The sequence below is a fragment of the Halomonas sp. GD1P12 genome, from assembly GCF_025725645.1.
Lineage (GTDB): Bacteria > Pseudomonadota > Gammaproteobacteria > Pseudomonadales > Halomonadaceae > Vreelandella.
The window spans coordinates 2,693,383-2,718,950 of sequence record NZ_CP107007.1 but is presented as its reverse complement, the minus strand read 5'-3'; the positions used below and the strand labels follow the sequence as shown (position 1 = coordinate 2,718,950).

The 25,568-nt window shown below is 55.8% G+C and carries 22 protein-coding genes; 17 read left to right on the top strand and 5 right to left on the bottom strand.

Translation table 11 applies throughout. The annotated features are described in order from the left end of the window. Positions 1-62: 62 nt before the first annotated feature. From OCT39_RS12440 to OCT39_RS12385, 12 genes are all read left to right on the top strand, one after another. Positions 63-653: a hypothetical protein gene (locus OCT39_RS12440; RefSeq protein ID WP_263584785.1), complete on the top strand. Its 591-nt coding sequence runs from the start codon at positions 63-65 to the stop codon at positions 651-653. 608 nt (positions 654-1,261) lie between these two features. Then, positions 1,262-1,474 (top strand): DNA-binding protein, encoded by a 213-nt coding sequence (locus tag OCT39_RS12435; protein ID WP_263584784.1) that lies wholly within the window; start codon positions 1,262-1,264, stop codon positions 1,472-1,474. Positions 1,475-2,469: 995 nt separating this feature from the next. After that, on the top strand, positions 2,470-2,841 hold the full coding sequence (traJ, locus tag OCT39_RS12430; RefSeq protein ID WP_263584783.1) for a conjugal transfer transcriptional regulator TraJ: 372 nt from the start codon (positions 2,470-2,472) through the stop codon (positions 2,839-2,841). A gap of 33 nt (positions 2,842-2,874) precedes the next feature. Beyond that, positions 2,875-4,656, top strand: a complete 1,782-nt coding sequence (gene traI / locus OCT39_RS12425; RefSeq protein ID WP_263584782.1) for a TraI/MobA(P) family conjugative relaxase — start codon at positions 2,875-2,877, stop codon at positions 4,654-4,656. A gap of 286 nt (positions 4,657-4,942) precedes the next feature. Beyond that, the gene (gene trbJ / locus OCT39_RS12420; RefSeq protein ID WP_263584781.1) at positions 4,943-5,665 is read left to right on the top strand and encodes a P-type conjugative transfer protein TrbJ; all 723 of its coding nucleotides are present in this window, start codon (positions 4,943-4,945) and stop codon (positions 5,663-5,665) included. Between the two features lie 55 nt (positions 5,666-5,720). After that, a complete protein-coding gene (trbK, locus tag OCT39_RS12415) occupies positions 5,721-5,951 on the top strand; it encodes an entry exclusion lipoprotein TrbK (protein ID WP_263584780.1) in 231 nt (76 codons plus the stop codon). A gap of 13 nt (positions 5,952-5,964) precedes the next feature. Further along, entirely contained in the window at positions 5,965-7,461 is a 1,497-nt protein-coding gene (gene trbL / locus OCT39_RS12410; RefSeq protein WP_263584779.1) for a P-type conjugative transfer protein TrbL, read from the top strand. Between the two features lie 12 nt (positions 7,462-7,473). Continuing rightward, the gene (locus OCT39_RS12405) at positions 7,474-7,740 is read left to right on the top strand and encodes a hypothetical protein (protein WP_263584778.1); all 267 of its coding nucleotides are present in this window, start codon (positions 7,474-7,476) and stop codon (positions 7,738-7,740) included. A gap of 68 nt (positions 7,741-7,808) precedes the next feature. Beyond that, positions 7,809-8,009, top strand: coding sequence for a hypothetical protein (locus tag OCT39_RS12400; RefSeq protein ID WP_263584777.1), 201 nt, complete (start codon positions 7,809-7,811; stop codon positions 8,007-8,009). Between the two features lie 151 nt (positions 8,010-8,160). Then, positions 8,161-8,379, top strand: coding sequence for a hypothetical protein (locus OCT39_RS12395; RefSeq protein WP_263584776.1), 219 nt, complete (start codon positions 8,161-8,163; stop codon positions 8,377-8,379). Positions 8,380-8,608: 229 nt separating this feature from the next. Beyond that, a complete protein-coding gene (locus OCT39_RS12390) occupies positions 8,609-8,839 on the top strand; it encodes a helix-turn-helix domain-containing protein (RefSeq protein WP_263584775.1) in 231 nt (76 codons plus the stop codon). A 7-nt stretch (positions 8,840-8,846) separates the two neighbouring features. Continuing rightward, entirely contained in the window at positions 8,847-9,959 is a 1,113-nt protein-coding gene (locus OCT39_RS12385; RefSeq protein ID WP_263584774.1) for a hypothetical protein, read from the top strand. Here the strand turns inward: OCT39_RS12385 and OCT39_RS12380 are convergent. The 3 genes from OCT39_RS12380 to OCT39_RS12370 form a co-directional block, all read right to left on the bottom strand. Beyond that, the gene (locus OCT39_RS12380) at positions 9,949-11,664 is read right to left on the bottom strand and encodes an Eco57I restriction-modification methylase domain-containing protein (RefSeq protein ID WP_263584773.1); all 1,716 of its coding nucleotides are present in this window, start codon (positions 11,662-11,664) and stop codon (positions 9,949-9,951) included. The genes OCT39_RS12385 and OCT39_RS12380 overlap by 11 nt on opposite strands. 635 nt (positions 11,665-12,299) lie before the next feature. Then, positions 12,300-13,409: an endonuclease NucS domain-containing protein gene (locus OCT39_RS12375; RefSeq protein WP_263584772.1), complete on the bottom strand. Its 1,110-nt coding sequence runs from the start codon at positions 13,407-13,409 to the stop codon at positions 12,300-12,302. 41 nt (positions 13,410-13,450) lie between these two features. Beyond that, the gene (locus OCT39_RS12370) at positions 13,451-15,304 is read right to left on the bottom strand and encodes a 3'-5' exonuclease (RefSeq protein WP_263584771.1); all 1,854 of its coding nucleotides are present in this window, start codon (positions 15,302-15,304) and stop codon (positions 13,451-13,453) included. A gap of 186 nt (positions 15,305-15,490) precedes the next feature. On the opposite strand from OCT39_RS12370, the gene OCT39_RS12365 reads away from it, so the two are divergent. Continuing rightward, positions 15,491-16,789, top strand: coding sequence for an MFS transporter (locus OCT39_RS12365; protein ID WP_263584770.1), 1,299 nt, complete (start codon positions 15,491-15,493; stop codon positions 16,787-16,789). Here the strand turns inward: OCT39_RS12365 and OCT39_RS12360 are convergent. Together OCT39_RS12360 and OCT39_RS12355 are read right to left on the bottom strand one after the other, a co-directional pair. Continuing rightward, positions 16,786-17,307 (bottom strand): hypothetical protein, encoded by a 522-nt coding sequence (locus OCT39_RS12360; RefSeq protein WP_263584769.1) that lies wholly within the window; start codon positions 17,305-17,307, stop codon positions 16,786-16,788. The two genes, OCT39_RS12365 and OCT39_RS12360, sit on opposite strands and share 4 nt — an antisense overlap. Positions 17,308-17,341: 34 nt before the next feature. Next, the gene (locus OCT39_RS12355) at positions 17,342-18,799 is read right to left on the bottom strand and encodes a Na+/H+ antiporter family protein (RefSeq protein WP_318152966.1); all 1,458 of its coding nucleotides are present in this window, start codon (positions 18,797-18,799) and stop codon (positions 17,342-17,344) included. Between the two features lie 208 nt (positions 18,800-19,007). Between OCT39_RS12355 and OCT39_RS12350 the strand changes: the two genes are divergently transcribed. The 4 genes from OCT39_RS12350 (at position 19,008) to OCT39_RS12335 (ending at position 25,456) form a co-directional block, all read left to right on the top strand. Continuing rightward, positions 19,008-21,146 (top strand): TonB-dependent siderophore receptor, encoded by a 2,139-nt coding sequence (locus tag OCT39_RS12350; protein WP_263584768.1) that lies wholly within the window; start codon positions 19,008-19,010, stop codon positions 21,144-21,146. Between the two features lie 296 nt (positions 21,147-21,442). Continuing rightward, positions 21,443-23,266: a CocE/NonD family hydrolase gene (locus OCT39_RS12345; protein WP_263584767.1), complete on the top strand. Its 1,824-nt coding sequence runs from the start codon at positions 21,443-21,445 to the stop codon at positions 23,264-23,266. A gap of 106 nt (positions 23,267-23,372) precedes the next feature. Next, on the top strand, positions 23,373-24,689 hold the full coding sequence (locus tag OCT39_RS12340; RefSeq protein ID WP_263584766.1) for a short-chain fatty acid transporter: 1,317 nt from the start codon (positions 23,373-23,375) through the stop codon (positions 24,687-24,689). 86 nt (positions 24,690-24,775) lie between these two features. Next, positions 24,776-25,456 carry a GntR family transcriptional regulator gene (locus OCT39_RS12335; RefSeq protein ID WP_263584765.1) on the top strand — a complete coding sequence of 227 codons (681 nt, stop codon included), beginning with the start codon at positions 24,776-24,778 and terminating at the stop codon, positions 25,454-25,456. The last annotated feature ends 112 nt before the right edge of the window (positions 25,457-25,568 follow it).

Below are 25,568 nucleotides of genomic sequence, written 5' to 3'. Positions count from 1 at the left end.
TGTATAGTAAATCTAAGTGTATTGATTACATATGGCTATACTCACGTTATTACGGAAACCAATTGGTCTTTTTGGAAAATATAGAAAATAACGGAAGCGCCTCTTTGGCTTATTTGTTCTGGATGCTCGAGAATATACTAAAGGCTTGCGCTGATGACTTTGGGGATTCATTCCAAGGGGTAGTCAAAACGTCTTATGTCTCTGGTCTGATAAATCAGGTAGAACATGATTTTTTGAATAACAAGACTTCTGGTGTGAGGAAGCTGCGGAATGTTTTTGCGCATGCCAACTTGTCAAAGTTCAATATAAAATTTAGTGGCGATGAACTTATCTATCCGTTAACTGAAAACGAAAACTGCCGATTGCTATATCAGAGAATATCCAAGGTTATCTTTAATATAATGCTAAAGGCTGCAGTATCGAGGCTTTCAGTCGATTTTAGTATTAATGTAGACAAAGAGATAAAAGGTTTAGGGTATAGCATTGTTGAATTATCACCCGAGGAAGTCTTGCTTGGAAAGGGAATTGATCCTTCAATGTTGAGTGGCTGGGATGACCTCTCGGAAAGTGAGCGGTATCGGCATGCGGAGAACGCTCAGGACGTTAATATGGTTGTGCATTTTATTTCTAGAGTTCAGCATAAAATAGAGTAGAAACATAATAATGCTAAGCACGCGATTAGTGCGTATTGGTGGCGTTATATAAAAGGCGACTAAAAATTAGCTTCTGGTCGATATTAAAGCTTTGAGTTATTGGTAGTATGTAGTATGTAGTAATATACAACATACTACATTTGTTGAAAGGTAATCATTCCTTCAGCAACGGATAGGAAAAATTTAGCGGCTAAAGTTTCTTCTGCCTTTCTGATGTGCTCTCAGTGGTACGAATACCCGTTATCATCTTCTCTTTCGTAGCGGTTCTCATGCTAGTAACACTTTTACAAATGCTCATTCGCTTGAGTTTTTTTGGTTATAAACATCGCCCCCCCCCCCCTCCCCCAAGTGTCAATGAAAATTGCAGTGACTAAATCTTGTATTTAAGAAAGCTCGCTCAAGCCGTTTTTTAGCGCTTGATTAAACGGGATTATTTGTTTTTTACATGAGTTTTTACTTCTTGGTTAAGATGATTTGATAAAGTATAGGTAAACTTTTAACTTGGTGTTTAGCTATACTTTAAAAATAATAATAAAGTGTTGAAAGTTTTTTAAAGATAACGTAAATATTTAAAGCGAAGCCTTTAATTGCGTTATCTGGAGATGGTTATGACAACCGAAGAGCAGTTGCTAGAACGCTATGGTCCTTTGCTATCTTTAACCGATTTATCGGAATTGTTGAAGCGCAGTCCCGATGGGCTACGAATATCGTTGCAAAGCCAGTCAGAGTTTTCCGTGAAATGGAATGCCGCCAAGAGGAAGGTTGGAAGACGTGTCTATTTTCGTGCAACTGATGTTGCTGGACTGATTGACGAGGCTTGAGGGGCAGGGCCGTGGACGATACTGCAATCATTCGACGCCGAGTGCGATCAAACTTCACTACGCTCAACAATGAGTTGATTCGAGATCAGCGAATCTCATGGAAATCCTTGGGAATTTTGGTATTTGTGCTCTCTCTGCCGGATAACTGGAAGCTCAGGTTATCGCATCTTTCGAAAGAGAAGGAGGTCGGTTCTGGTCGAGATGCTACGAGAGCGGGGCTAAGGGAACTAGAGCAGGCGGGATATCTGTGCATTCAACGGGAGCGTGGTGAATGCGGAAAGTTCGTACGCACCTCATGGTTAGTCACTGACCGGCCAGGTGACTTTGACGTTGATCCACCAGGTTCGGATTTTCCGAATACGGTCGACCCGTCTTCGGGAAAATCGTAAGAGGAGGATCCGATGCTACTAAATAAAGAAGCTAGTAAGTAATGAGCTTAGTAAATACCTATTTCAATAAATATATGATCGGCATTCGCCGTGTTTCTACTCCAAGAAGGAAAAGGCCAGTTACATCAAATGCCCCATGGTGAGCTAATGAGATTGAGTAGCTGGTTCGCTCGGTAGCTGTGTTGACACTTGAGGGGCAGCGCTTCGGGTTCATTGACATTTGAGGGGCATTGCGGAAACCGCGAGGAAAGCTGTGTATTTAAATGTGGAAAGCGCAAGGACACCGCTATGGGGAAATCGCTGTTAGATCGCTGCTTTACCGCTTCTAGAGCGCAGCACTATCGCCGTAAATGTCTACTTCATCAGGGGGCGAGACCGTTTGTCACGGATGCACAGGAAAAACAGATCCGTGCAACGAAATGCTGAGAAATAGCGATGCTTTGCACATGGCGTAGCTACAAAAATCAACGCTGAAGTGCGGGCAGGATGTGTGAAGTAGTCCCACCCCGCAAGCGTGGTGTTCCTCTTCACTAGTCCTTATTCGCACCTGCGGTGCTCAACGGAAATTCTGCTCTGTAAGGCATGGCATCTGAGATAGGAGTTGGCATGAGTGTGAAGCAAAGAGTGACACGGAAGAACAGCACTCCGCTCAAGGTGTACTGCCTTCCGGAAGAGAGGGAACTGATTGAGTCCAACGCCAGGCAGGCAGGGCTAAGCGTTGCTTGTTATCTGCGGGAAGTGGGGCAGGGTTATCAGGTTAATGGCGTTATGGACTACGAGTATGTCCGTGAGCTGGTTCGTGTAAATGGAGACTTGGGGCGTTTGGGAGGCTTGCTCAAGCTGTGGCTGACAGATGATGTGAGAACGGCTCACTTCGGGGCGGCTACCATCCTAAGCCTGCTCGGAAGGATCGAATCCACTCAGGAGGAAATGAGTCAGGTATTGAAATCCGTGGTGCAGCCGAGGGCCAGGTCGTAATTTTTTAGCCGCTAAAATGTGAGGCTGGCACTCATGATCGCCAAACACGTCCCCATACGCTCCCTGGGCAAGTCAGACTTTGCTGGTCTGGTGAACTACATCACCGACGAGCAAAGCAAGGAGCACCGTCTTGGCGCGGTACGGCTGACCAACTGTGTGGCGTATTCGGTCCAGGATGCCGTCAGCGAGGTACTAGCGACCCAGTTCGGTAATACCCGAGCGAAGAGCGACAAGACCTATCACTTGATTGTCAGCTTCCGGGCTGGGGAACAGGTTGAGGCCGATACCCTGGTGGCCATCGAGGACCGTATTTGTAAGGGGCTGGGCTTTGGAGAGCATCAGCGCATTAGCGCCGTCCACAACGATACCGAAAACCTGCACATCCATATCGCCGTCAACAAGATCCACCCCATGCGCAACATCATCCACGAACCCTACTACCCACACCAGACCCTGGCTGAGTTATGCGAGGTCATGGAACGGGATTACGGGTTGCAGCAGGATAACCACATTCCGCGCCGACGCGGCGCCGAGTCGCGAGCCACCGACATGGAACGTCATGCCGGTATTGAAAGCCTGATCGGTTGGATCAAGCGCGAGTGCTTGGACAACATCAGAACCGCGCAGTCCTGGGCTGAACTGCACCAGGTCATGCGTGACAATGGCCTGGAACTCCGGGCGCGGGGGAATGGGCTGGTTGTCGTTGCCGGTGATGACGCGGCGGTCAAGGCGAGCACCTTGGGGCGGGAATTCTCCAAACCGAAGCTGGAGGCCCGTTTCGGCCCGTTCGAGCCTGACCAGGCGCAACAGGGCAGGCCCCGCCGCCAGTACCGCAAAGACCCGATACGGCTGCGCGTGAATATCACCGAGCTTTACGCCCGGTTCAAATCAGAACAGCAGAGCGCGGCAGCCAACAAGACGGCGGCCCTGGACAAAGTCCGGCGGCAGAAAGACCGCCGGATTGAGAACGCCAAGAAGAAGGGCAAGGCCCGGCGGGCGGCCATCAAGCTCACCAGCGGCAGTCTAACCAAGAAGGTGTTGTATGCGCAGGCCAGCAGCGCCCTTAAAGCCGACATTGACGCGATCCAGAAGCAGTACCGCGCGGAACGCCAGGCGATTCATGAAACCCACGGGCGCCGCACATGGGCCGACTGGCTCAAACGAGAAGCCTTGCAGGGCGATATCGAGGCCCTGGCCGCGTTGCGAGCCAGAGAGGCTGCCCAGGGCCTCAAGGGCAACACCTTGAAGGGGGAGGGACAGGCGAAGCCCGGCCATGCGCCGGTGATCGACAGCATCACCAAGAAGGGCACCATCATTTACCGGGCCGGAGCCAGCGCCGTGCGCGACGATGGCGACCGGCTACAGGTATCCAGGGAGTCCGACCAGGCAGGCATCCAGAACGCGCTAAGGATGGCGATGGAACGCTACGGCGAGCGCATCACCGTGAACGGTTCGCCGGAGTTCAAAGCGCGGGTGATCAAGGCGGCAGCGGATGGACAGTTGCCTATCCGGTTTGCGGACGCCGGGCTGGAACGTCGCCGCCAAGCCCTGGCGAACGGCGGGGGCACCGCCCCGGCCAAGACCCGAAGCAAACGGGCGGGAGTGCCGCCCATCGGTCAGCCGCCACCCCCGGTGCGCCGGAACCGGCTGCAATCGCCGTCCCAGGCCGATGTGCTTCACCTTGAGGGACAAGCGGGCAAGACGCCGACACCGCCCCCACGGGGGCCGAGCGAGCAAGAGCGCCGCAAAGCCAAGTTACGGGCAGAGATGGACGCCAAGAGGGCAAAAAGACAGCAAAAGGGACGTTCACTATAGTGCTTTCCCTTTGGAAGGCGGCAACAAACAGTAGATGCGATTAACCCTTGGGAAGCCTAACCGTTCCCCAGGACAATGACACCGATGTTCAACAACCATTGGCCGCGCGTTCTGACGGTGTCGCGCAGGTCGGACGCCGGGATAGTAAGTGACGAGCTATCCCTGTAGAGGTCCACACTTCACCGCTGGGTTCTCCGGCAGGGGTAGTGGCTCGCAATCTTCATGAGCGAGCCGCTACAGGTTGGTGAGTGCAACTTAGTCACGATGAAGCTAAGAGCACTCAATCATGAGAAGAGAACGAATTTTAGCGGCTAAAATTCCTGTCGCGGTCATTTCCTTGGCGTTAACCGCATCCATGCCTGCCCAAGCGGGCATCCCTGTCGTCGATGGCACCAACCTTCAACAAAACGTTATGACGGCGATGGAGTCCGTCTCACAGTCTCTCAAGCAGATCGAGCAGTACCAGACGCAGTTGCAGCAGTATGAAAACCAGTTGCAAAACACCATGGCTCCAGCGGCCTATATCTGGGACAGGGCACAATCCACGATTAATGATCTGATCCAAGCCACCAATACGCTTCAGCATTATCAGAACCAGCTCGGCAGCCTTGATGCCTACCTGGGCAAATTCCAGGACGTAGCGTATTACCGGAGTTCCCCCTGCTTCAATGGCGGCGGTTGCACGGATGCCGAACGTGCAGCGATGGATGAAAACCGTCGCCTGGCGTCTGAATCGCAAAAAGCGGCCAACGATGCGCTCTTCCGGGGGCTGGATCAGCAACAGGATAACCTGGCGTCTGATGCTCGACAGCTTGAGCGTTTGCAATCCGCTGCTCAGGGCGCGGATGGCCAACTGGCCGCCATTGGTTACGCCAACCAACTCGCCAGCAACCAGGCCAACCAACTTCTGCAAATCCGTAGCTTGTTGATTGCTCAGCAAAACGCTGAAGCCGCCCGTCTCGCCGCCGAACTGGATGCTAACGCCAGAGGGGAAGCGCGGGAGCGGTAAATGCGTACCTGGAATTATCAACCTAGCGCAGCAGATCGCTACTAAGGAGGCTGCGATGAAGAAGATCATCCCACTTTTGGCATCTGTTGCCTTGGTAGGTTGTGAGCAGGAAACGGTTCCAGAGGCGAATGCGATCACGTGCGCGCCAGTTGCCTATCAGCAGGTTATGCGTGAGCTGAGCAGGGAATCGAATCGAAAAGTCTTTACTGAAGCCTGCCGGTCGTTCGAGAAGGCCCAGCGCATGCGGGAATGGGAATTCGAAACCAGCTCCCCCGACAGATATTGAAGGAGGGCGTCGCATGAAACGATTCGTTTTTGGTGGTTTGGGCGTGATGGCCGTCGTCATGCTGTCCGATACCGCAATGGCTCAGGAGCTATCCAGCAGCAACATCATGGATGATGTGTTGGATCGCTTTCATTCCGCGGCATCAACGTGGGGGCCTGCCATAGAAACGGCCGCCAGTCGGTTGTTCTGGACCCTGGTAGTGATCTCGATGGTCTGGACGTTCGGCATGATGGCGCTGCGTAAGGCCGACATTGGTGAGTTCTTTGCCGAGCTTGTTCGTTTCACCATCTTTACAGGCTTTTTCTGGTGGTTGCTGACGAACGCTACTCAGGGAATGAACATCGCGGGAACCATCGTACAGTCATTGCAAGCCCTGGGGGCACAAGCCGGTGGCCTCTCCAACGGCAGCTTGGGGCCGTCCAGCATCCTTGATATCGGTTTTGAACTGTACGACCAGACGGTGAAGGCTACGTCAGAGTTGAGCTGGAAACAGTTTGCCACTGCGTTGGTGATGGAAGGTATGGCCTTGGCCGTATTGCTGGTGTTGGCGATTATCTCCGTCAACCTGCTCCTGCTGCTAGCCGCGAGTTGGATACTGCTCTATGCGGGAGTATTTTTCCTGGGGTTTGGTGGCTCCCGCTGGACATCAGACATGGCAATCAACTATTACAAGGCCATTCTCGGAATAGCGGCTCAGCTGATGGCAATGGTGCTCCTCGTCGCCATCGGTAGGGAGTTCATTACTCACTACTACTCACAGATGAGCGAGAACATGGCGTCCCAGGAGTTGGTCGTGATGCTGGTCGTTTCGGTGATCCTGCTATTTCTGGTTAATAAGATTCCACCGATGATTTCCGGCCTCGTGTCGAGTGGCAGTGTGGGAGCAATGGGCATCGGGTCATTTGGTGCCGGTGCTGCGGTAGGAGCAGCCATGACAGCGGCAGGTATGGCCCTCACGGCGGGCAAGATGGCTGGGAGCGCAATGTTGGGCGGTGCGGCGAATGCAGTAGGTGGCGGGTCAGCCATCAAGGCCGCCTTTGAGAAGGCTCAGTCCAATATGTCGGGGGCTGACATGCCAAGCTTTGGCACTGGAGGTGACGGCAGCGGGGGCGGGAGTGGAAGCAGCTCTACCGGAGATGAAGCTGGCACCGGTGACACCCCATTTGCGCAGGCGGCTGGCTTCTCTGGTTCTGGCTCCCGCTCTGGCGGCGGCAGCGGATTCAAGCGGGCGGCATCCTTGGGAGCTGGAACGGCTGGCGAGCTGGCTAAAGGGGTTGGGGCGAAGATGGCCGGGAAGTTCCAGGACAAGGTTGATCACACCGCTGGTGGCCGCTTGGCGTCCTCGCTCCGCGAGGGCATGAAACCTGAAGGTGGTAGTGATGCCACAGGAGCGGACGATTCTGCCCCATCGTTCGACAGCGACAGCGACAGCCTGAGCGGTAGTGAAAGTCAGCAGGACCGTAGCGACGAGATTGCTTGCTTTGTGAACCGTGGCCAGCAGGACACCTAAGGAGACCTCACGATGAAACAACGCCATTTTATGGTAGCCCTGGATATGCTCGACGAAGGGCGGGAGGCCTACACAGAAGCCGTTTTTGTGCCTGCTGTCGAGCTATCGGTCGAGGGAGAGAGGAACCTTGGGGCAGAGATTGCCGCTTTCGTGAACCGTCCGGCCCACTCGGGCCGCGAGGAGGCACCACGCAGCACGCACACTAGCAGCGATGTAGGAGCTGGAACCGGAAGAACCCCGTTTTCAGAAGCGGCGGGATTTTCCGATACTGGCTTCTGACATTATGGGAGCCATTGACCAGCGATAGCTCAGGCGGCCAACGGCCGCCTTTCCGCCAGGAGGAGCGCATGGACGAACAGATACGCCGACAACGGCGAAAAGAGCTGGAAACCAAAATCGACGAGCAGGCCGGCGAAGCGCACCCAGAAAGCAGGGAGCCAGCGGTTCGGTGGCTGACTTCCGAAGAGCTCGACGAACTGCGGCGAGATATGAAAGAAGCATCCGCTTGGGCGCGGGCTGAGCTGAAACGGCGAAAAGCAGATAGTTAGGCTGGGCACCGAAGCCCGTATGCACAGACCCAAGCCCTCTCAGCCTTTTAGTTCTGATCTATGCTGTTGCAGCCGCTAGTGTGCATAATTGTCAAATGCATTCATGCTAACAATCTATAACTAACTGACCAAAAAGGGAGCTTTTGAGGGTATGCTGGTATACAACGCCACCAAGCAGCAGTTTATCGACGATGTACGAGCCAACGTCATCACCGACCGCTTTGAGCGTGACGAAGCGGTGATGGCCCAGGTACGCAGTCACAGCGAGGGGCAGGTGATGCACGGGCTCTTCCCGAAGAAGGTCACCGACGCCGTACTCGACGGTCTCAATGACCACGAAAAGCTCAGCATGCCGCTGCCTACGAGCTGACTTTTCGTACAGAAACTAACCTGCTGCCTCCATCCCGGCCTACTGAACTTCTCATTCCTCAAGCCTCGCTCCAACGTAAGCCTCGACTCCACTCCTGTCATCCCGATGTAATGCGGATTGCTCGGCGTTATGCCGATCAGCAAAAATGCGAGGTCTTTGCTACTTATAGTCTGTAGATCTATAGGCATCATCGAGTTGTAATCGCGTAGAAGTTTTCTTTGGAATATCAATGCGAAAGCCTAGCGAAGACATCACTGCCACCCTTTCCGAAAACATTAGGCGCTTGCGTAGCAAACATGGATTGTCGCAGGAACAGCTGGCTGACAAGTCCGGGTTGCATCGAACGTACATCGGCGCTGTAGAGCGTGGGGAACGTAATGTCTCTTTGAGTTCATTGGAAGTGATTGCTTCAGCTTTAGGTGTTGATGTTCCAACCCTTCTAAGCAAGCCACTGGAGTAGATGTTTCATGGATAAAAGATTCAAACTGCCGCCGAAATCAAAGGATTTTTTAACGCCCCCTGAAGAAATTGCAAACCGGCTGAGCTGTTTAATCGGATATCCTTTCAAGTTGACTTATAAGTCTAGAACCGATGGATCCAACATTAGGAAGTTGGTTGCAAAGACCCTTGCGAACGGCACTTTGCCGCCAGGTGCTCCAGTGGGCTCCTACGGTATAATGCCCCCGAAGGGTAAGGGCGTTCCAAAGATTTTGCTCGAATATCTAGATACTTATATTGTCACAACCGGCTCTTCATATAACTTGCAAGTTTGGAACCGAAACCCGAACATTGAGTCCGTTCAGGTCCAATATAATGATGGAAGCAAGCTTTTAGCCAACCAAGTTCGATTCGTGTTCGTGAAAGTAGATCCAAATCAAAATGTGGTATCCGGCGTTGCAGTGCTGACGCCAGACTATATCGTTGAGAAATACGGGAAATTTGGAAAACCTACAGTCAAAAGCCAGATGATCATCTCTGCAACGGCGCGTCAAGCAGTTTTGTCTCAACCAAATTCTATACTTTTCTATGATGATGACGTTCAAATAGGCTCATCAGATAATCAAAAAAACCTTTCTCAATACAACATCCATCAAGATCCAGATCCTGAGTCTCTGCTTCCGCTTTCAACTATAAAAGAGATTGTTTTACATAAACTTATTGGACAACATATACCGCCAGCTTCAACGAAAACTCGAGGACAAACTCTTGAGGGAATGGTTGCTCGGGCACTGGGTTACAGTGTTAGCCATGGTGATCTTTTAGCGGGAGGCCTACCTGATATTAAAAATCAGGCGCTAGAGGTGAAACTTCAAGATTCTCCGACGGTTGACCTTGGGCTCTACAGTCCCGAGTTCGAAGAGCCGATTAAAGGTTGTGGAAACTTCACTACCCAAAATATTCGCTACCTAATAGTGCTCACAAATCCTGATACATATTGTATAGATGGCATCGTGCTCTGCCCCGGCAGTCGTTTGGGTTTGCATTTCACATACGTTCCGGAGCAAAGCTTTAAATGCCAAAGGTCAATGCCTATGAATTTTTTTGAAAGGCACAAAGGAAGTTCAGTGTTTAATCCTTGATGATCTCGTCAATATGTGGAACATCGAATATTGACCATATCAAGTGGTCAATATTTTTTTCCAACCCCGCATGTTTGCTTCTATCATTTTCACGATAACGTTCCTTGGCTAGTTTAACTATTTCCTTTGATTCTAATCGGCTAGGATCTGGCACAGGGAACTGCTCAACATACTGGGTGATAAACCTTCGCTTGTTTGAATAGAGCTTGTTTTGAAACTTCAAATCGTAGAATTCTTCTACAAATTCTGAATTGGCAACCGCCAAGAGTAGCCATAAAATGTCCTCAGGCATGCCTTCATTTTCTCGAATCATCCAATAGCAGTCCCCATTTACGATGGAACCATCTAGATCCATCCAAAAAGTTGGTTGCTCAGTTATATCGCGAAAAATAACTTTAGGCTCACTCCATAACGCGGGATTCTGAGGAACCCAAATTTCATACCAAATACGCTTTGCTTTAGCAACATATTTTCTGGAAGAAAGTTGCTCTTTATTGGCTTCAAGATATTTTTTGGTTATTGGGAACTTTTCAATATCATACACAGACCGCTTCCCATCAACCAAATGATGAGTGTAGAGGATAGACTTTTTTTCATTGTCATTGCATTTAAATCTCGCGGCGACATGATGGGTCACCAGAGGCTCGACAAGTTCAGGAACGTATCCAACCTCCTTTTCCCAGTCAGCATGAATAAAAATATTATCCGCTGTGGTCTTTACGCCAACCCTAACCTTTCCTATGTCTTTAAATCTACACCAAGTTTTAGCATCTACTTTCCTCAGCCATTTTTCAGACTCTTCATCTTGGAGGCGCCAGACGTCAGACGATTTCGAGTCATAAGTTAGATGGCCATGTTTAACCACATAGGCGGACTTCGAGTTCTTAACAAGACCTGAATATGAAAGCGCTTCAATCTGATCACCTACATGCGGTAAATTTGTCTTACTTAGTTTGTTTCCATATAGATATACCGACGAAAAAGGAACAGAATCGTTACTAGACGTTCTATTTGCTCCCATAACCATCACAGCAGGCAAAACAGCAGCGTCGAAAACTTTTGTGTCACCGAAGTCCCATATTCCTTTTATAGAATACTCATCATAGAGTGTTTTACGAAACTCACCGGCTCCCTTTGTTGTCATGAAACGGTTCGAAACTATAACGCCGGCGACACCATTTGATTTCATGACAGATTTCATTGCTACCAAGAACGCTTGGTACGCATCCAGTCGTCCTTTCAAGCCAAAATTCTGGCTTAGTATTTTAGCTTGATCGGCTCCAAGAACTTGAGTTCTAATATAAGGAGGGTTGGCTATTAAAATATCAAAGTAAGGTATTGAGGAATCCGTTTCTCCAAGAAAGGTTTCTCGGTCCAAGCAAACTTGTAAGAAATCTTTGTGGTGAGTCTCAATGGAAACATCACTGTGCAGATGCTCTAGACGCTCTCTTGTGATATTAAGAGACCTCTCATTCGTATCAAACGCATGCACTTCGATGTGGTTAATTGATCGTCGTTTTAACGCGGAGAGTAAGCTAATCAGTAACTCACCATCTCCAACCGCAGGATCAGCAACCTGCACTTTTTCTCCTAACTCAACACCATCCAGAATGCGCTGGGATATAAAATCTGCGATTATTTCAGGAGTATAGTGTGCTCCCTCTTTCTTCCTTGATTCAACGTGGCTGTATCTATCTGGAGTCATTGGCACTGGTTCCCGACGAAAATCAAGTAAATGATACTTATAGTATTCATTCGGAGTTATTCAGTCAACCCGCCTCATTCACGAGGGCTCTGTTCGGGCGGCTTGAAGTGGCTGGCCTTTGGCTTCTCACCCGCGGCCTTGCCACGATCCGCAGGGCGGAGAGGAGCCACAGAGCCGAGGGTCAGAGAGCGCAAGCGCCGTCAGTTCAAGAATGTGCCTCTCGGCGTTCAGGAGCTTAGAGAAGGAGAGATCGCGCTGATGTTTCATTCCCTGCAACCGCTCGCGATCCGCACGTCTTGTGTTACGCTCTGCTAACTAAACAGCAGTTTTGAGAAGATCCCAACTGTCAAGTCATTCTTGACAGTTGGCTCTGTGACAGCTTCTAGATGTACTGAAGGTAACTCTCATCGGTACACTAGCAGTACACAAACCCGCTTCCTGTGCTATCCTCACCTTTCGCTAACCTACTGATTCCAAGGAACTGTACCTTTCGCTAGATTTCGGTCACTTTCCCTTGGGTATCAGTAACATATTGATTTAAAATCGAACTCATAATCCCTTGGTCGTAGGTTCAAGTCCTACTGAGCCCACCATTTCTTTACAGCCAATTCATCCGCATTGCTTGATCCAAGCGCTTAAACAACACTCCAGGTCTGCTTTAACCGCTCCACCGTATGCTCCCATTTCGGCGTGGTCGGTTTGCATACCGTATTTTGATTTCCAAAAAGCCCTACCTCACGAAAAGCCTCAGTGACAGGAACGCTTTTGATCCAGCGTACCGGCACGATGTACTCCAGCGTCTCTTCGTCATCCATTGAACTGGCTTTGTACAGGTGAGGGTACTCGACAGGTGTGCTCACCTCTTTCAAACGTTGTAGCCCGTCCGCCGTTTCGACCATGAACTCATCCGCCCGTACCCGCTCGCCGGTGACTTCGGCCACGCCCACATAACCGATCCTGGGAATGTTCACCCACACCCGGTCGCTTTCAGAAAGCAGGTTGAGCGTCTTGGAGTACCAGTGGGCGCCGCCACCGGCGATGAAACCAAAACGCCGGGCCAGCTCCCAGGGGCGGTCGTCGCCGAAGGAGGCGTAGAACTCACCGTTCCAGGGGGCTTTCTGCGCTTTGCGCGTGGCTGGCTGGGGCGGCTCGTCCGGGTCGATCATCCAGGCGCGGCTCAGGTAGTGGTTGCCACCGTCTTCAAACGCCGAAAAGAACATCGCATTGATGGACAGCTGCGCGTGGTCGTTCAGGTAGTTAATGATCCGCTCGCTGCTGGCGTCGAGCCGGGTGGCGACCACCACCATCTGGTGGCTATCGTTGAGCGTCACGTCATCGAGCGGTACGCCGAACTTGGCGTCGAATGCGTCTTCCAGAGTGGGGTAAGGGCGGTGGTAGCGCTCGGCAAAGGCCTGATAGATATCGATCAACTGGTAGTCGGCCAGCGTGACTACCCAGCTGGCGTAGTCGATGGCCTGGGCCACCACGTCCCGGGGTGTTTTATCACGTTTCAATTCGATGATAATCACGTTGCCGTTGGCATCGAGTGCGAGCAGGTCGATCAGCTTATCGAAGCCGGTGCGTACCTGGCGGCCGATCAAGAGCCAGTCCCGGTTGAGGATCGAGACGTCCTGCATGATCTGCTCTTCAAGCTTACCTTCATCGGCAAGCCCCATGGGGCGCAGTTTTTGCGGGGCTTCGCTGGCACCGCTTGCCAGTTTCCAGATGCCTTGCTCGATCGCCATTCGGCGTCTCCCGTGTAGGTGTTATTCAAAGACGCTGCTTCTCAGGCCGAGGCCAGCTCGCTCAGCCGCTCGGTATACCAGTTCACCTTGCTCCCGGTCACCATCAACCGTCTTCGCGCTCGGGTCATGCCCACATACAGAAGCCGCGCTTCCTGGGCCTGCTTCTCCTCGGCGGAGTCGAGCGCGCCGAGGCCGCTGAGCAGTACCGTGTCGAACTCCAGGCCCTTGCTGCTCTGGCGGCTGAGCAGGACCACTTCCTGGGCTTGCGGGTCGTAGCTGCGTTTATCGAAGGATTGCTGCAGGCAGCGGCTGGGAATGCCGGCGCTTTGAAGCGCCTCGTGGAAGCGCTTTCCCTGAGCGTTGCTGGTATAGACCACTGCGATGCTGTTCAGCTCGGTTCCGTGTTCCTGCCAGGTCTGAATACAGCGCACCAGGTAGTGGGCCTCGGCGTCGTCGCTTTTGAAGGCTCGAAACGCGGGTTTAGGGCCGCTGACGCCGGCTACTTCCGGGGCGATGAGCGGTACGTGGTCGTCGTCACCATCGTGCGCCGTGAGGAAGTCCTGGGCGAACTCGTAGGCGAAGCTCAATATCTCGCGGGTGTTGCGGTAGTTGAGCTTGAGGATGGTGGTGCGCCCGCGCGCCTGAATACCGGCGGAGGAGAGCGGGAATTTCAGCGCGCCTTTCTGGTAGATCGACTGGGCGTCGTCGTAGAGCAGCAAAAGCGAGTTGGTATCGGGGTCGATCATCTGCACCACCAGCTTGAGCCAGGCCTGTTCGAAATCGTGGCCCTCGTCGATCATCACGGCGGCGTACTGGGCGCGGGGAATCTGCCCCTGGTCGACGGCGTGAATCACGCTCTCCACCTGGCGCTCGTACACCGGGCGGCTGCCGGGCAGCAAATCGACGTGGTACGTCTTGAGTTGTTGCCCGCACCATTCGTGAAAATGGTGCACCTTCACCTTTTCGGTCAGGCCTTTTTCGGCGATGAAGCAGCGAAGCCTGGCAGCCAGCGTGATGTTGAAACAGAGCACCAGAATCGGCTTGGTGGTGGCCTGCGCCAGGTGCAGGCAGCGATAGCCCAGGATCAACGTCTTGCCGGAGCCGGCCACGCCGTGGATCACCCGGTGGCCGTCGCCCATGCTGCGCGCCAGTAGCTCCTGCTGCAGGTCCATCACGCGCACGATATCCGGCACCGCGTTCGTGGCCGGCGCCTCACTCTGCTCTTCGTCGCCGAACAGATCGCCGGTGGGGGCGTCGATGCGCACTTCCGGAAAGAGCTGCCAGCGAATGCGATCGAGCTGGGGCAGGGTGAGCTTCTCGCCGAAGCGGTAGTCGAACATGGCCCACAGCCGTTCCTGAAACGCCTCCGGGTCGGCGGTGGTGAGCATCTCGTCCTGGCAGATCAAACGATGACCGGGCAGCACTCGCTCCTGGGCTTCCTCGCTCATGGCCTCGTCCCATTGGCGTCGGGTGATATTGGGAAAAATCACGCCGAAGCCGTAGGGAAAGCAGAGCTTGCCCTGGTAGCGGCCATCGCTTTGGGTGAGCTGCGGGTCACGCTCCAGCTGGTCAAGAGCGGTAAAGGCATACTGGCGCGCCTGTATCAGCGGATTGCTCACCGTCTTGCGCCCCTTGGGGGTGTCGATGACCGCGCTTTCCGGTGTGATCGAGTGCAGGGTATCGAGCTTCCAATCCTTCACTTCGAGAAACAAAAGCCCTCGCGCGGGGTGCAGCACGATGAAGTCCGGGTAGCGGCGCTGGCGCCCGAGCGGGATGTCGTACCAGACGATGTAGTCGTCCTCGAGCAGGCTATCCAGGCGTTGGGCCACACGGCGCTCGCCGGGCGTCATGCGGGCACGGGGAATGGTCGAAAGCGCGGGAATGAACGTGGCCATGGCGTGAAGGCTCCGCAGTCGGGCCATTGACCCAAGGGTGAAGTTTTATTTGGTTGTTTGATTCTATCCGCCGTGCCTGCCACCCGCAATTGCGCTCGCGGGTGGCCCTCTTTATGCATGGTGTTTTGTCAGGCTCCAACCGATTCCCTTGAGATGACCGGCGCCCGCCCGGCAAGGAGGCTTCCCATGCGCTCATTGGCAATGCTCAGGCCGGTGAAATCGATTCTCTATAGCGTGGCGCTGCTGCTTTTAGGCAACGGGCTGCTCAATACGCTCTTGAGCCTGCGCGGGGTGAGCGAGGGGTTTTCCACCGTGCTGCTGGGACTGGTGATGTCCGGCTATTTCGTCGGGTTCATCTGCGGTACTTGGGTGAGCCGGCGGCTGATTCGGCGGATGGGGCACATTCGCACCTTCGGCTTTTGCGCCTCGCTATGCGCCACTGTGGCGCTGTTGCACCTGGTGTTCGTCACGCCCTGGGTATGGCTGCCGCTGCGGGTGGTCTACGGGCTCTCGTTCATCACGCTGATCACGGTGATCGAAAGCTGGCTCAATAGCCAGGCGGCCAGCCACGAGCGTGGGCGTCTCTTTGCCGTCTACATGGTGATCAATCTGGGAGCGCTGGCCATCGCGCAGCAGTTTTTGCGGATCTCCTCCATCGAGGGGTATCTGCTGTTCGTCATTATCGCGATGTTGATCAGCTGGGCGGTGCTGCCCATCACGCTTACCCGGCGGGTGCAGCCGAAAGTGAGCGAGCGCCCGAAAAGCAGCCTGCGCGCGCTTGTAGGCTTTGCGCCGCTGGCGGTGGCGTCGGCGGCGCTTTCCGGGCTTGCCATGGGCGCGTTCTGGTCGATGACGCCGATCTACGCCGACCACATGGGGTTCGATCTTGCCGGGGTGGGGCTGGTGATGAGTACGGCCATCGTTGGCGGGGCGCTTTTACAGATTCCCATCGGGCGCTTTTCCGACAAGCACGACCGGCCGGTTGTGCTGACCTGGGTGGTGCTCGGCGCGGCGTTGGTGGCGCTGATGATGCCTTTCGCGCCGAACCAGGGCGCGCTGCTGGCGCTCTATTTTCTGTGGGGCGGGCTCGCGTTTTCGCTCTACCCGCTGGCGGTAGCGCAGCTGATCGATCAGCTCCACCCGGACGAGATCGTGGCAGGCTCGGCAGACATGCTGGTGATGCACGGCGCCGGCTGCGCGCTGGCCCCGCTAGCGGCGGGCACGCTGATGCACGTGGTTGGGGATCAGGGGTTGCCGCTGTATATCGCCAGCGTGTTTCTGCTGTTGGGGCTCTATGCCCTCTACCGCCGCCAGCGGGTGCGGGCGCTGAAGACCCACACCGCCCACTTCGAGCCGATGGTGCAAAGTAGCGCCGAGGTGCTGAGCATGATGTTCGACGACGTTCAGCCTGATCTCTTTGACGATCCGAGCTTTTACGAGGCGCAGGAGTGCGAACGGCTGGCGACGGTACTTCGCGAGGGTTAGCCCGGTGGCCGCTTGTGATTCGATGTTGCAATCACCAGGCCCACCACGATCAGCATACCAAGGGGTATCATCCAGCCGCCGAAGAGGGCGTTGACGTTGGCCGTGCCCAGCGCGCTGGTACAGCCAAAGCCTCCGAACCCGAAGGCGCAGTTATAGGGCTGGCGCTCCAGCGAGACGACCAGCCCGATCCACAGCGCTATGCCGGCCACGGCGGTGAAGAGCATCGCGCCCACGTGCCGGGAGCAGCGCAGCAGGGTGCGAATCGCCACCCATACCAAAAGTGCATAGGGCACCACCCAGCCCACCACCGCCAGCCAGTTATGCAGGGAGTCCTCGACGAACACGAAGGTCATGTTCATGCGCGGGTCGCAGGCCAGTTTTACGGCCTCATCCGCCGGGCGATGAGCGCCCCACAGAACATCGGAGCAACTGTAGGGCGTATAGGCCAGCCCCCAGGCGGCTAGCCAAACCGGCAGGCAGAGGGCGGCGATGATGAGTAGCGTCCGATGGCGTGGCACGGCAGGGCTCCGCGGGTCTATTCGAGTGTGCTTATCAAAGCATCACCGCCGCCACCCAGGCAAACAGCAACATGCCGAGATTGGCGTGCAGGAACATCGGGATCACGCTGTCGCGAATATGATCGTGCTGGCCGTCGGCGTTGAGGCCTGCCGTGGCGCCCAGGGTAATGGTGGAGGCCGGCGAGCCCGCGTCGCCGAGTGCGGCGGAGGCGCCCAACAGCGCCACCGTGGCCATGGGCGAAAACCCGAGCGCCAGCGCCAGCGGAATATAGATGGGCGCGAGGATCGGCACGCTGGCAAACGAGTCGCCGAAGCCGATGGTGATGAACAGCCCCACGACCAGCATGAGCGCCGCGCCGAGCATCATGTTGCCGTCGAGCAGCTCGGCGGTGGCCGCCACCAGCGAGCCGATCTCGTCGGTGGCGCCGAGCACGCCGGAAAACCCCGAGGCGAGGGTGATGATGACCGCGATCTGGGCCATCATGCGCATGCCTTCGGTGAAGACGTCGTCCTGTTCCTGCCAGCGAAAGACGCCGCTCATTCCCAGAATCACGAAGCCCACCAGTGCCCCTACCAGCAGCGAATCGACCAGCAACTGACACAACAGCGCCGCGCCAATGGCCAGCACCGTCGCCAGTAACTGGCCAGCGTTGGCTCGGCGGCGCGGGGCGTCGGTGGCAAGCTCGGTGGCCGGTACGCTCTGGTACTCGCGGGGTTGTCGGTAGCTTACGAAGATGCAAACCACCGCGCCGACTAAAAGCCCCATCACCGGCAGAAACATGGCCTGGGGCACCATGGCGGCGGTGACCGAAAGGCCCAGTGGCTGGCCGATGTCGTTGACATTGCTCAGCAGAATCTCGTTGAGATAGATCGCCCCGAATCCCGTGGGCAGCAGCAGGTAGCTTGCGCTGATGAAGCAGCCGAGTATGCAGGCCACCGCGCGGCGGTCGATCTTCAAGCGGTTCATCACGCCCAGCAGCGGCGGAATCAGAACGGGGATGAAGGCAATATGCACCGGCACGACGTTTTGCGACATGATCGAGGCGACCATCAGCGTAAGAAAGAGGCTCCACTTCACGCCCTGGTTGGTTGCGCCTTCCTGCCAGTCGAGCTTCGAGGCGATGCGGCGGGCCAGCATATCCAGAAGCCCACTTCGCGCGATGGCCACGGCAAAGGCGCCGACCATCACGTAGGTCATGCCGACCTGAGCGCCGGTCAACAGGTTCTCGTTGAAGGTCGCGATCGCCTCATTCATCGTAAGCCCGCCGTGAAGCGCGCCGAGCAGGGCGGCGCCGATCAGCGCGATCGCCACCGGCATCTTCAAGAGACAAAGCGTCACCATCAGTGTGATGGTGAGCACGGCGGTGTTGATGTGGTAATCAAGCGCCAGCGCCGCCCCGTAGATCAGGACGAAAAGCCCAAGCGTGGGCAGCACGCGCCGTTTAAGAAACGCATCATGCTCAGGGTGAGGGCGTGAAGGCGAAGAGTTCATGCACTTTCCTTTTGTATCATCGTAGGCTGGCCGGGGCGGCGGCGCGGGATGATAGCAGATCGCGTAGAGGCTTAGCGCCATTGACGAAAAAGGTGCCTGGTAAGGCCCTTTCAACGCGTGTTGAGCGCTGCGATTTGTGGTCGTGAATAAAAATATCTATCATTCGCTTTACTTGATCGTCCCCTTGCTCTTTAACGAGACCGACTACATGTATTCCAAGCCCTTCGCCGTTGCGCCTTTATCGTTGGCCGTTCGCCGCTCGATACTTCTTTCTCTAACCGGGGCGCTGGGCGTTGTGCCGCTGGCCGCACTGGCTCAGGAACAAACGGTGACGTTGGGCACCACCACGGTGACCGCCACGGCGCTCAAGGTCGACACGCCGGATATCGAAACGCCACGCTCGATCTCCACCGTCAGCAGTGATGCGCTCGACACCCAGGGCGTGCGCACCTTCGATGAAGCGTTCCAGTACCGCTCCGGTGTCACCTCGCAGCCCTACGGCGACGACAACAACGCGGACTGGTTCCTGCTGCGTGGTTTCAGCGCCGAAAGCGCAACCTACCAGGACGGCCTGCGCCTGTTTCGTACCGGCGGCTACTTCTGGTGGCTCACCGAAACCTTCGGCCTCGAGCGGGTCGATCTTCTCAAGGGCCCGGCGTCGATCCTTTACGGCGAGGCGCCTCCGGGCGGAGTGATCAACGCGATCAGCAAGCGCCCGACGCGTGAACCTCAGGGCACCATAGAGCTTCAGGCGGGCAACCACGACCACCGCCAGGTCGCCATCGATACCGCCGGCCCGGTGGGTGAAAACGAGGATGTGCGCTATCGCATGGTCGGGCTCTACCGCGACCGGGACGGGGAACTCGACGGTACCGGCAGCGAGCGCTACTACTTTGCACCGAGCCTGGCGGTCGATTTTAGTGACGACACCACGGTGACCTTTCTGGCCAGCGTCCAGAAGGACCGCGGCACGCCGACCTCCGGTTTCTTCCCGGCCATGGGCACCGCAAACGCCACGCCGCTTGGCCGGATCGACCCGCAAACCAACTACGGCCAGCCGGATTTCGATACCCTGGATCAGCGCCAGACCTCGCTGGGCTACGAGCTCGAACACCAGATCAACGACACCTGGGAGTTTCAGCAAAACGCCCGCTACGCGCATCTCGATCTCGAACTCAAGAACGTCTACCCCAACTCTTTCGTTACGCCGCCGCGCAGCATTTCCCGTGGGGTGATCGACCGCGACGGTGATTATGACGCCTACACCCTCGACAACCGCCTGATTGCGCGCACCTATACCGACAACACCGAGAACACGCTACTGCTCGGCGCGGGCTATCAGAAGCTCGACTTGAACTACGTCAACCGGGACAGCTTCCGCACCCTGGGCGACGGCTCGAGCTTCTTCGCCAATATCGACACCGTCGATCTCTACCAGCCGGACTACGCGGCCTTCAGTGAACCTGACACCGGCGACCCCACCCGGCACGACCTGAGCCAGCGCCAGTTCGGCTTCTACGTGCAGGATCAGCTGCGCGTCGCAGACAAGTGGATCTTTCTGGCCGGCGCCCGCTACGACAACGTCAAAAGCTCCGAGGATTTGAGCGATACCACCGGCCGCTCTGATCAGGGCTACGACGACGAGCAGGTATCGTTGACCGCCGGCGCCATGTACCTGGGCGATAACGGCATATCGCCCTACGTAAGCTACAGTGAATCCTTCACGCCAGTGGCGGGCAGCGGCCCGAGCGGCGAAAGCTACCGGCCGCTGGAAGGTCGCCAGCTCGAAGCCGGAGTCAAGATCGCGCCGTTCGACATCGACGGTTATGTCACCGTCGCCGCCTTTGATGTGGAGGAGGACAATACCCTGATCTCCACCGGCGCACCGGTGCAGGAGCAGGCCGGTGAGCGCCGCTCGCAAGGCCTGGAAGTGGAGGGGGTGGGCTACTTGACCGATGCACTGCAGCTAACCGCCGCCTATACCTACACCGATGCGCGCTATGACGTCAGCGACGCTCAGCAGGATGAGCGCGTGCCGCTGGTACCGCGCCACTCCGCCTCCGCGCGGCTCGATTACGATGCCAGCCAGTTCGTGCCCGGCGTCTCCGTCGGTGCCGGCGTGCGCTACGTGGGCGAAAGCGAGCCAAGCCCGGGCAGCAGCGTCGAGGGCAGCGTGTCCTCGGCCACCGTCTTCGACGCCGTAGCCAGCTACGATTTCAACCCGAACTGGACCGCCCAGGTGAACGTCAACAACCTGACCGACAAGGAGTATGTCAGCGGCTGTGACTTCTACTGCTACTACGGCGCCTCGCGCAGCGTGATCGGCAGTATTAGCTACCGCTGGTAGGATTTTTGCTCGTGCTCAATAAACCCGGCTCAGGCCGGGTTTTTTTTATGGACCATCGTGTCGCACAGTGTGGATGCTGTTCACTTTTAGCCTCTTCCCGGTATTGTCCTTTCAAGTCCTGCCTTTTATGCAGGGTGTTATTTTCACACCGTTTTTACGCTTCAACGCGTCAACCAAGGCTTAAAGCTGCGATGAAACCAGGATACCTTCAATATGACATGTCTTTAAAATTATTTGACATGTTAAAATAATAAATTCAACCTTCTAAAAAACACAACATCCTGAAGGTATATTTCATGAGTGATAGTTTTCTGTTCCGCCCGGAAGCGTGGGTCGAGCATCGTGCGCCACGTTTTCAGGGCCAGCGCCTTTCTTCTCGCTATTTGATGATGCATGACGGCACGCGGATCGCTATCGACGTGCATCTGCCAGGTAATGAAGAGACCGACGAACGCTTTCCCGTGGTCGCCTTCTTTACGCCTTACTACCGGCGCATGAAGCTGTTGTCCGATGCGCCGCAGGGTTTAGAGGATTGCCCCAATATCAGCGTGTTTCGTTCGCTGCTGCTGGCGCGTGGGTACGCGCTGGTGGCTGTTGACGTGCGTGGCAGTGGTGCATCATTTGGCGTTAGGACCGGGCTTCGTTCGCCTAAGGAGCGCACGGACTATCTGGAAATCGTCGAGTGGATCAATGCTCAGGCGTGGTGTAGTGGGGCGATTGGCGTTACGGGTATCTCGTATCTGGGGGCGGCGGCGGATTTCACCGCGTCTTGGGCGCACCCTGCAGTCAAGGCGATCGTGCCGCACTCGGCGGTATGGGATACTTGGTCCAACCAGCTCTATCCGGGCGGGGTCATGTGCCGTCGGCTGGTCAAGGAGTATGGCAACCTGATGGATGCGTTGGATGATGACGCCGCCGAAGATCGGGACAAATTTCCCTACTTCAAGGGCGATCACTACGATGGCCCAGCACCCGTCGATGAAGATACCGACGGCACCTTGCTGGCCGAGGCGCTCGAGGCGCACAAAGCCAATTTCGACATGGCCGACTTCGTTCACCAACTGACCTTTCGCGATCGAGCGTTGCATACCGACCCGGATTTCAGTTCGGCGATCATCAGTCCTTACTACTACGCCAACCGCGAAGCAGATAGCCAGACCGCGGTGTATACCATTTCGGGCTGGATGGACGGCCACTACGCCAAGGGTGCTGCGCTGCGCTACCGGTGGCAGCAAAATCCGAACAAGCGTCTGCTTCTGGGGGCTTGGGATCATGGAGCACGCACCGGCGCAAGCCCCTATCGCCACGACCCGCAGCCGCAAGCCAAACCCTTGGCCGAAACGCTGCGTTTTTTCGACGAGCATCTTATGGGGCTTGCAACAGGCCTTGAAGACGAACCGCCGGTTCACTATTACACGGTTGGCGAAGAGCGCTGGAAAGCCGCCTCTGAGTGGCCGCCCCGTGACATCCAGTGGCATACGCTCTACTTCCAATCCGACGGCGGCCTTGCGGGCGAAAAACCGCAAGCGGCGGACGTTGCGGACCGCTACACCGGCGACTATCGCTGCGGAACGGGCAATAAGTCACGCTACAACCGCTTGTACGCGCAGAACGTGGATGAGTATTACGCCGATTGGCACGGGCGTGACCAAGCCATGTTGTGCTACACCACCGAAGCACTGGACGCCGACATGGAGCTGACCGGCCATCCGGTCGTGCGGCTATATATCGAAAGCGATACCCAGGACTGCGCGCTATTTGTCTATATCGAGGATATCGATGAGCAGGGTAAGGCAAGTTACGTGACCGAAGGTGTGTTTCGTACGCTTCACCGCCGTATTGCCCCAGCGCATCCCCACCTGCCTCCGCTGGGGCCGGAACACAGCTTCAGCGAACGCGATGCGCGTTATCTCATTCCAAGGGAATACAGCGAAGTAGCTTTCGATTTGTTGCCCACTTCCTGGCTTTTCAAAGCGGGCCACCGACTACGCGTCGCCATTGCCTTGGCCGATAGCGACCACTTCTCGCGTATTCCCGATGGCGTGGTGCCCACGATCAACGTCGGCCGCAGCCGGCATCGCGCCTCGGCCATCGAGCTTCCGCTCATGCCCCGCCAGTAACGCGCCCCTACAACAAAACGCCCCGCCTCGACGGGGCACGATAATCGACGACTGCAAAAACACCCAGTCACAAAAGCTTTAAAACAAACCAACAGGGTACTCAACGATGCAAACGCTAACGCGGTACTGTCTGAAATTCGTGCAGACCTGCCTACCTAATGCACTACTACTGGCCATGGCGCTCAGCGTGGTCGTGTTCATGATGGGCGTGCTGCTGGAAGGCCAAAGCGCCGTTACCATGCTCAACGGGTGGGGCGATGGCTTCTCCAACCTCTATCGCTTCGCGATGCAGATGTCGCTGATTCTGCTGACCGGATTCGTCATCGCCAAGACACCGGTCGTTGCCAAAATGATCGACCGCCTTGCTTCCATGCCAACCTCCCCCGGCCAGGCTGCCGGGGTCGTGGCCGTAGTGTCCATGGTCACGTTCTACGTCAACTGGGGCTTCGGGATGATCGTGGGCGCGTTTTTAGCGCGTGAGATGGCCAGGCGTGTACCGGGTTTGCATTTTCCCTTGGCCGTGGCCGCCGCTTATTCCGGTGAGATCATTCGTGGCACCACGGCCTCCATTCCGCTGCTGATGGCCTCGGAAGGCAATTTCATGCAGGACGTGGTAGGCGTGATCCCTATTACCGAAACGCTCTACGCTTGGTGGAACGTGGGCCTCTCGGTAATCCTTCTCTTTCTGCTGTATTTCGTGTTCTCGCGCATCAAACCCGAAGCTGATGAAATCGTGCAGTATCAAGGCGAGCCGTTGGACAACACAGTGAAGAAGGTCGATACCAGTCAAATGCCTTGGGCCGAAAAGCTCGAGCATTACCGCCTGCCCAACCTGGTAATGGCGCTGCTGCCTATCGGCTACCTGGTCATCAACTTTCAGGAACTCGGATTCACGCTAAGCCTGAACCTGGTCATTCTGATTTTCTTGGCGGTGGGGCTCATTTTACAGCCTAGCCCGGCGAGCCTGGGAGCCGCGGTGAAAGAAGGAATTCTGGCCTGTCGCGGTATCATCATTCAGTTTCCGCTCTATGCTGGGATCGCTGGCATGGTGCAGGTGTCGGGACTGGCAGACAGCATGGCGAGCTGGTTCGTTGAAATCGCCAACGTACATACCTTCCCGATCGTTACTTTCATCTCCGCGGGCATCGTGAATATCTTCATTCCTTCCGGCGGCGGCCAGTGGGCCATCCAAGGGCCCATCATGCTGGAAGCTGCGCAGCAACTAGGCGCCGATATCCCGCAAACGATTATGGCGTTCACGTGGGGCGATGCCTGGACCAACCAGATGCAGCCTTTCTGGGCACTTCCGCTTTTGGGCGTGGCCGGGCTTTCCGCGCGCGACATCATGGGCTACTGCGTCATGTGGACTTTGATCTGCGGCGCCACCATCATGTCGGTCTTCGTGGTGCTGTCGCTACTTTGAATCGTTTCGAAAACCAGGCTAGATGATAAACTAGGGCGGTGTCTGGGATTTCCGGGCGCCGCCTTGCTTTTAACATGGAACGTTTCATGGCCCCCAAGAAGAAAGTCAGCCTGAATGCGCAAGCCTTCGAGATCATCAAACGCGACATTATCGCCTGCCGTTTGAGGCCGGGGACGACCATCACCGAGGTGTGGCTGACCGAGCATTACGCGTTCGGGAAGGCGGCGATTCGCCATGCCTTGACGCGACTAACCCAGCAAGGATTAGCCGTCAATCACGGCCGCCTTGGCTATACCGTCGCACCGATCACGCTCAAGGGTATTCGCGAAAGCTACCAAGCCAGGCGCCTGCTCGAGCCCGAACTCTGCCGATTAGCGGCAGGCAGGCTGGATAGTGAAACACTCAGCGCTCTTCAGGAGTGCAGCCAAGCAACCTACGACCGCCACAGCACTTCTGAGATGATCGATTACTCCTACGCCAATCACCGTTTTCACTGCCTGATCGCGCGCGCCGCTGGCAATCAGCGCTTGACGCGGCTCATCGAAGAGTTATCGGAAGATCATATGCGCATTGCCTACGTCAGCATGGTGTACGGTCAAAGCGACGGCCATTGGAGTGAAGAGCACGCCGAGCTTGTCCGCGCACTCGAAAAGGGCCAAGGCGACACCGCCGCCCGGCTAATGGACGAACACTTGAAGCGTGGCGAAAAAGCGATCATGCAGGCCGTGCTGGAACTGCCCGATTTGCTGGAAACCGCTATCGGCTAGGTAGGCGTATCACGCATCGCGATCGACATCTGCAATGGTTACTCATCACTCTTTTTCTTTGGTTATAAAGCTCGGCTCAATCCGGGCTTTAAAGTAGGCGCTGGTAGGCGAG

Bases quoted from the DNA above. Each gene is read 5' to 3' on its own strand.
- OCT39_RS12385 (WP_263584774.1), top strand. From the start codon at position 8,847: ATGGATAAAAGATTCAAACTGCCGCCGAAATCAAAGGATTTTTTAACG.
- trbL (WP_263584779.1), top strand. From the start codon at position 5,965: ATGAAACGATTCGTTTTTGGTGGTTTGGGCGTGATGGCCGTCGTCATG.
- OCT39_RS12375 (WP_263584772.1), bottom strand. From the start codon at position 13,409: ATGGCGATCGAGCAAGGCATCTGGAAACTGGCAAGCGGTGCCAGCGAA.
- OCT39_RS12395 (WP_263584776.1), top strand. From the start codon at position 8,161: ATGCTGGTATACAACGCCACCAAGCAGCAGTTTATCGACGATGTACGA.
- OCT39_RS12390 (WP_263584775.1), top strand. From the start codon at position 8,609: ATGCGAAAGCCTAGCGAAGACATCACTGCCACCCTTTCCGAAAACATT.
- OCT39_RS12365 (WP_263584770.1), top strand. From the start codon at position 15,491: ATGCGCTCATTGGCAATGCTCAGGCCGGTGAAATCGATTCTCTATAGC.
- OCT39_RS12345 (WP_263584767.1), top strand. From the start codon at position 21,443: ATGAGTGATAGTTTTCTGTTCCGCCCGGAAGCGTGGGTCGAGCATCGT.
- OCT39_RS12435 (WP_263584784.1), top strand. From the start codon at position 1,262: ATGACAACCGAAGAGCAGTTGCTAGAACGCTATGGTCCTTTGCTATCT.
- OCT39_RS12400 (WP_263584777.1), top strand. From the start codon at position 7,809: ATGGACGAACAGATACGCCGACAACGGCGAAAAGAGCTGGAAACCAAA.
- OCT39_RS12350 (WP_263584768.1), top strand. From the start codon at position 19,008: ATGTATTCCAAGCCCTTCGCCGTTGCGCCTTTATCGTTGGCCGTTCGC.
- OCT39_RS12355 (WP_318152966.1), bottom strand. From the start codon at position 18,799: ATGAACTCTTCGCCTTCACGCCCTCACCCTGAGCATGATGCGTTTCTT.
- OCT39_RS12405 (WP_263584778.1), top strand. From the start codon at position 7,474: ATGAAACAACGCCATTTTATGGTAGCCCTGGATATGCTCGACGAAGGG.
- OCT39_RS12335 (WP_263584765.1), top strand. From the start codon at position 24,776: ATGGCCCCCAAGAAGAAAGTCAGCCTGAATGCGCAAGCCTTCGAGATC.
- trbK (WP_263584780.1), top strand. From the start codon at position 5,721: ATGAAGAAGATCATCCCACTTTTGGCATCTGTTGCCTTGGTAGGTTGT.
- OCT39_RS12380 (WP_263584773.1), bottom strand. From the start codon at position 11,664: ATGACTCCAGATAGATACAGCCACGTTGAATCAAGGAAGAAAGAGGGA.
- trbJ (WP_263584781.1), top strand. From the start codon at position 4,943: ATGAGAAGAGAACGAATTTTAGCGGCTAAAATTCCTGTCGCGGTCATT.
- traJ (WP_263584783.1), top strand. From the start codon at position 2,470: ATGAGTGTGAAGCAAAGAGTGACACGGAAGAACAGCACTCCGCTCAAG.
- OCT39_RS12370 (WP_263584771.1), bottom strand. From the start codon at position 15,304: ATGGCCACGTTCATTCCCGCGCTTTCGACCATTCCCCGTGCCCGCATG.
- traI (WP_263584782.1), top strand. From the start codon at position 2,875: ATGATCGCCAAACACGTCCCCATACGCTCCCTGGGCAAGTCAGACTTT.
- OCT39_RS12340 (WP_263584766.1), top strand. From the start codon at position 23,373: ATGCAAACGCTAACGCGGTACTGTCTGAAATTCGTGCAGACCTGCCTA.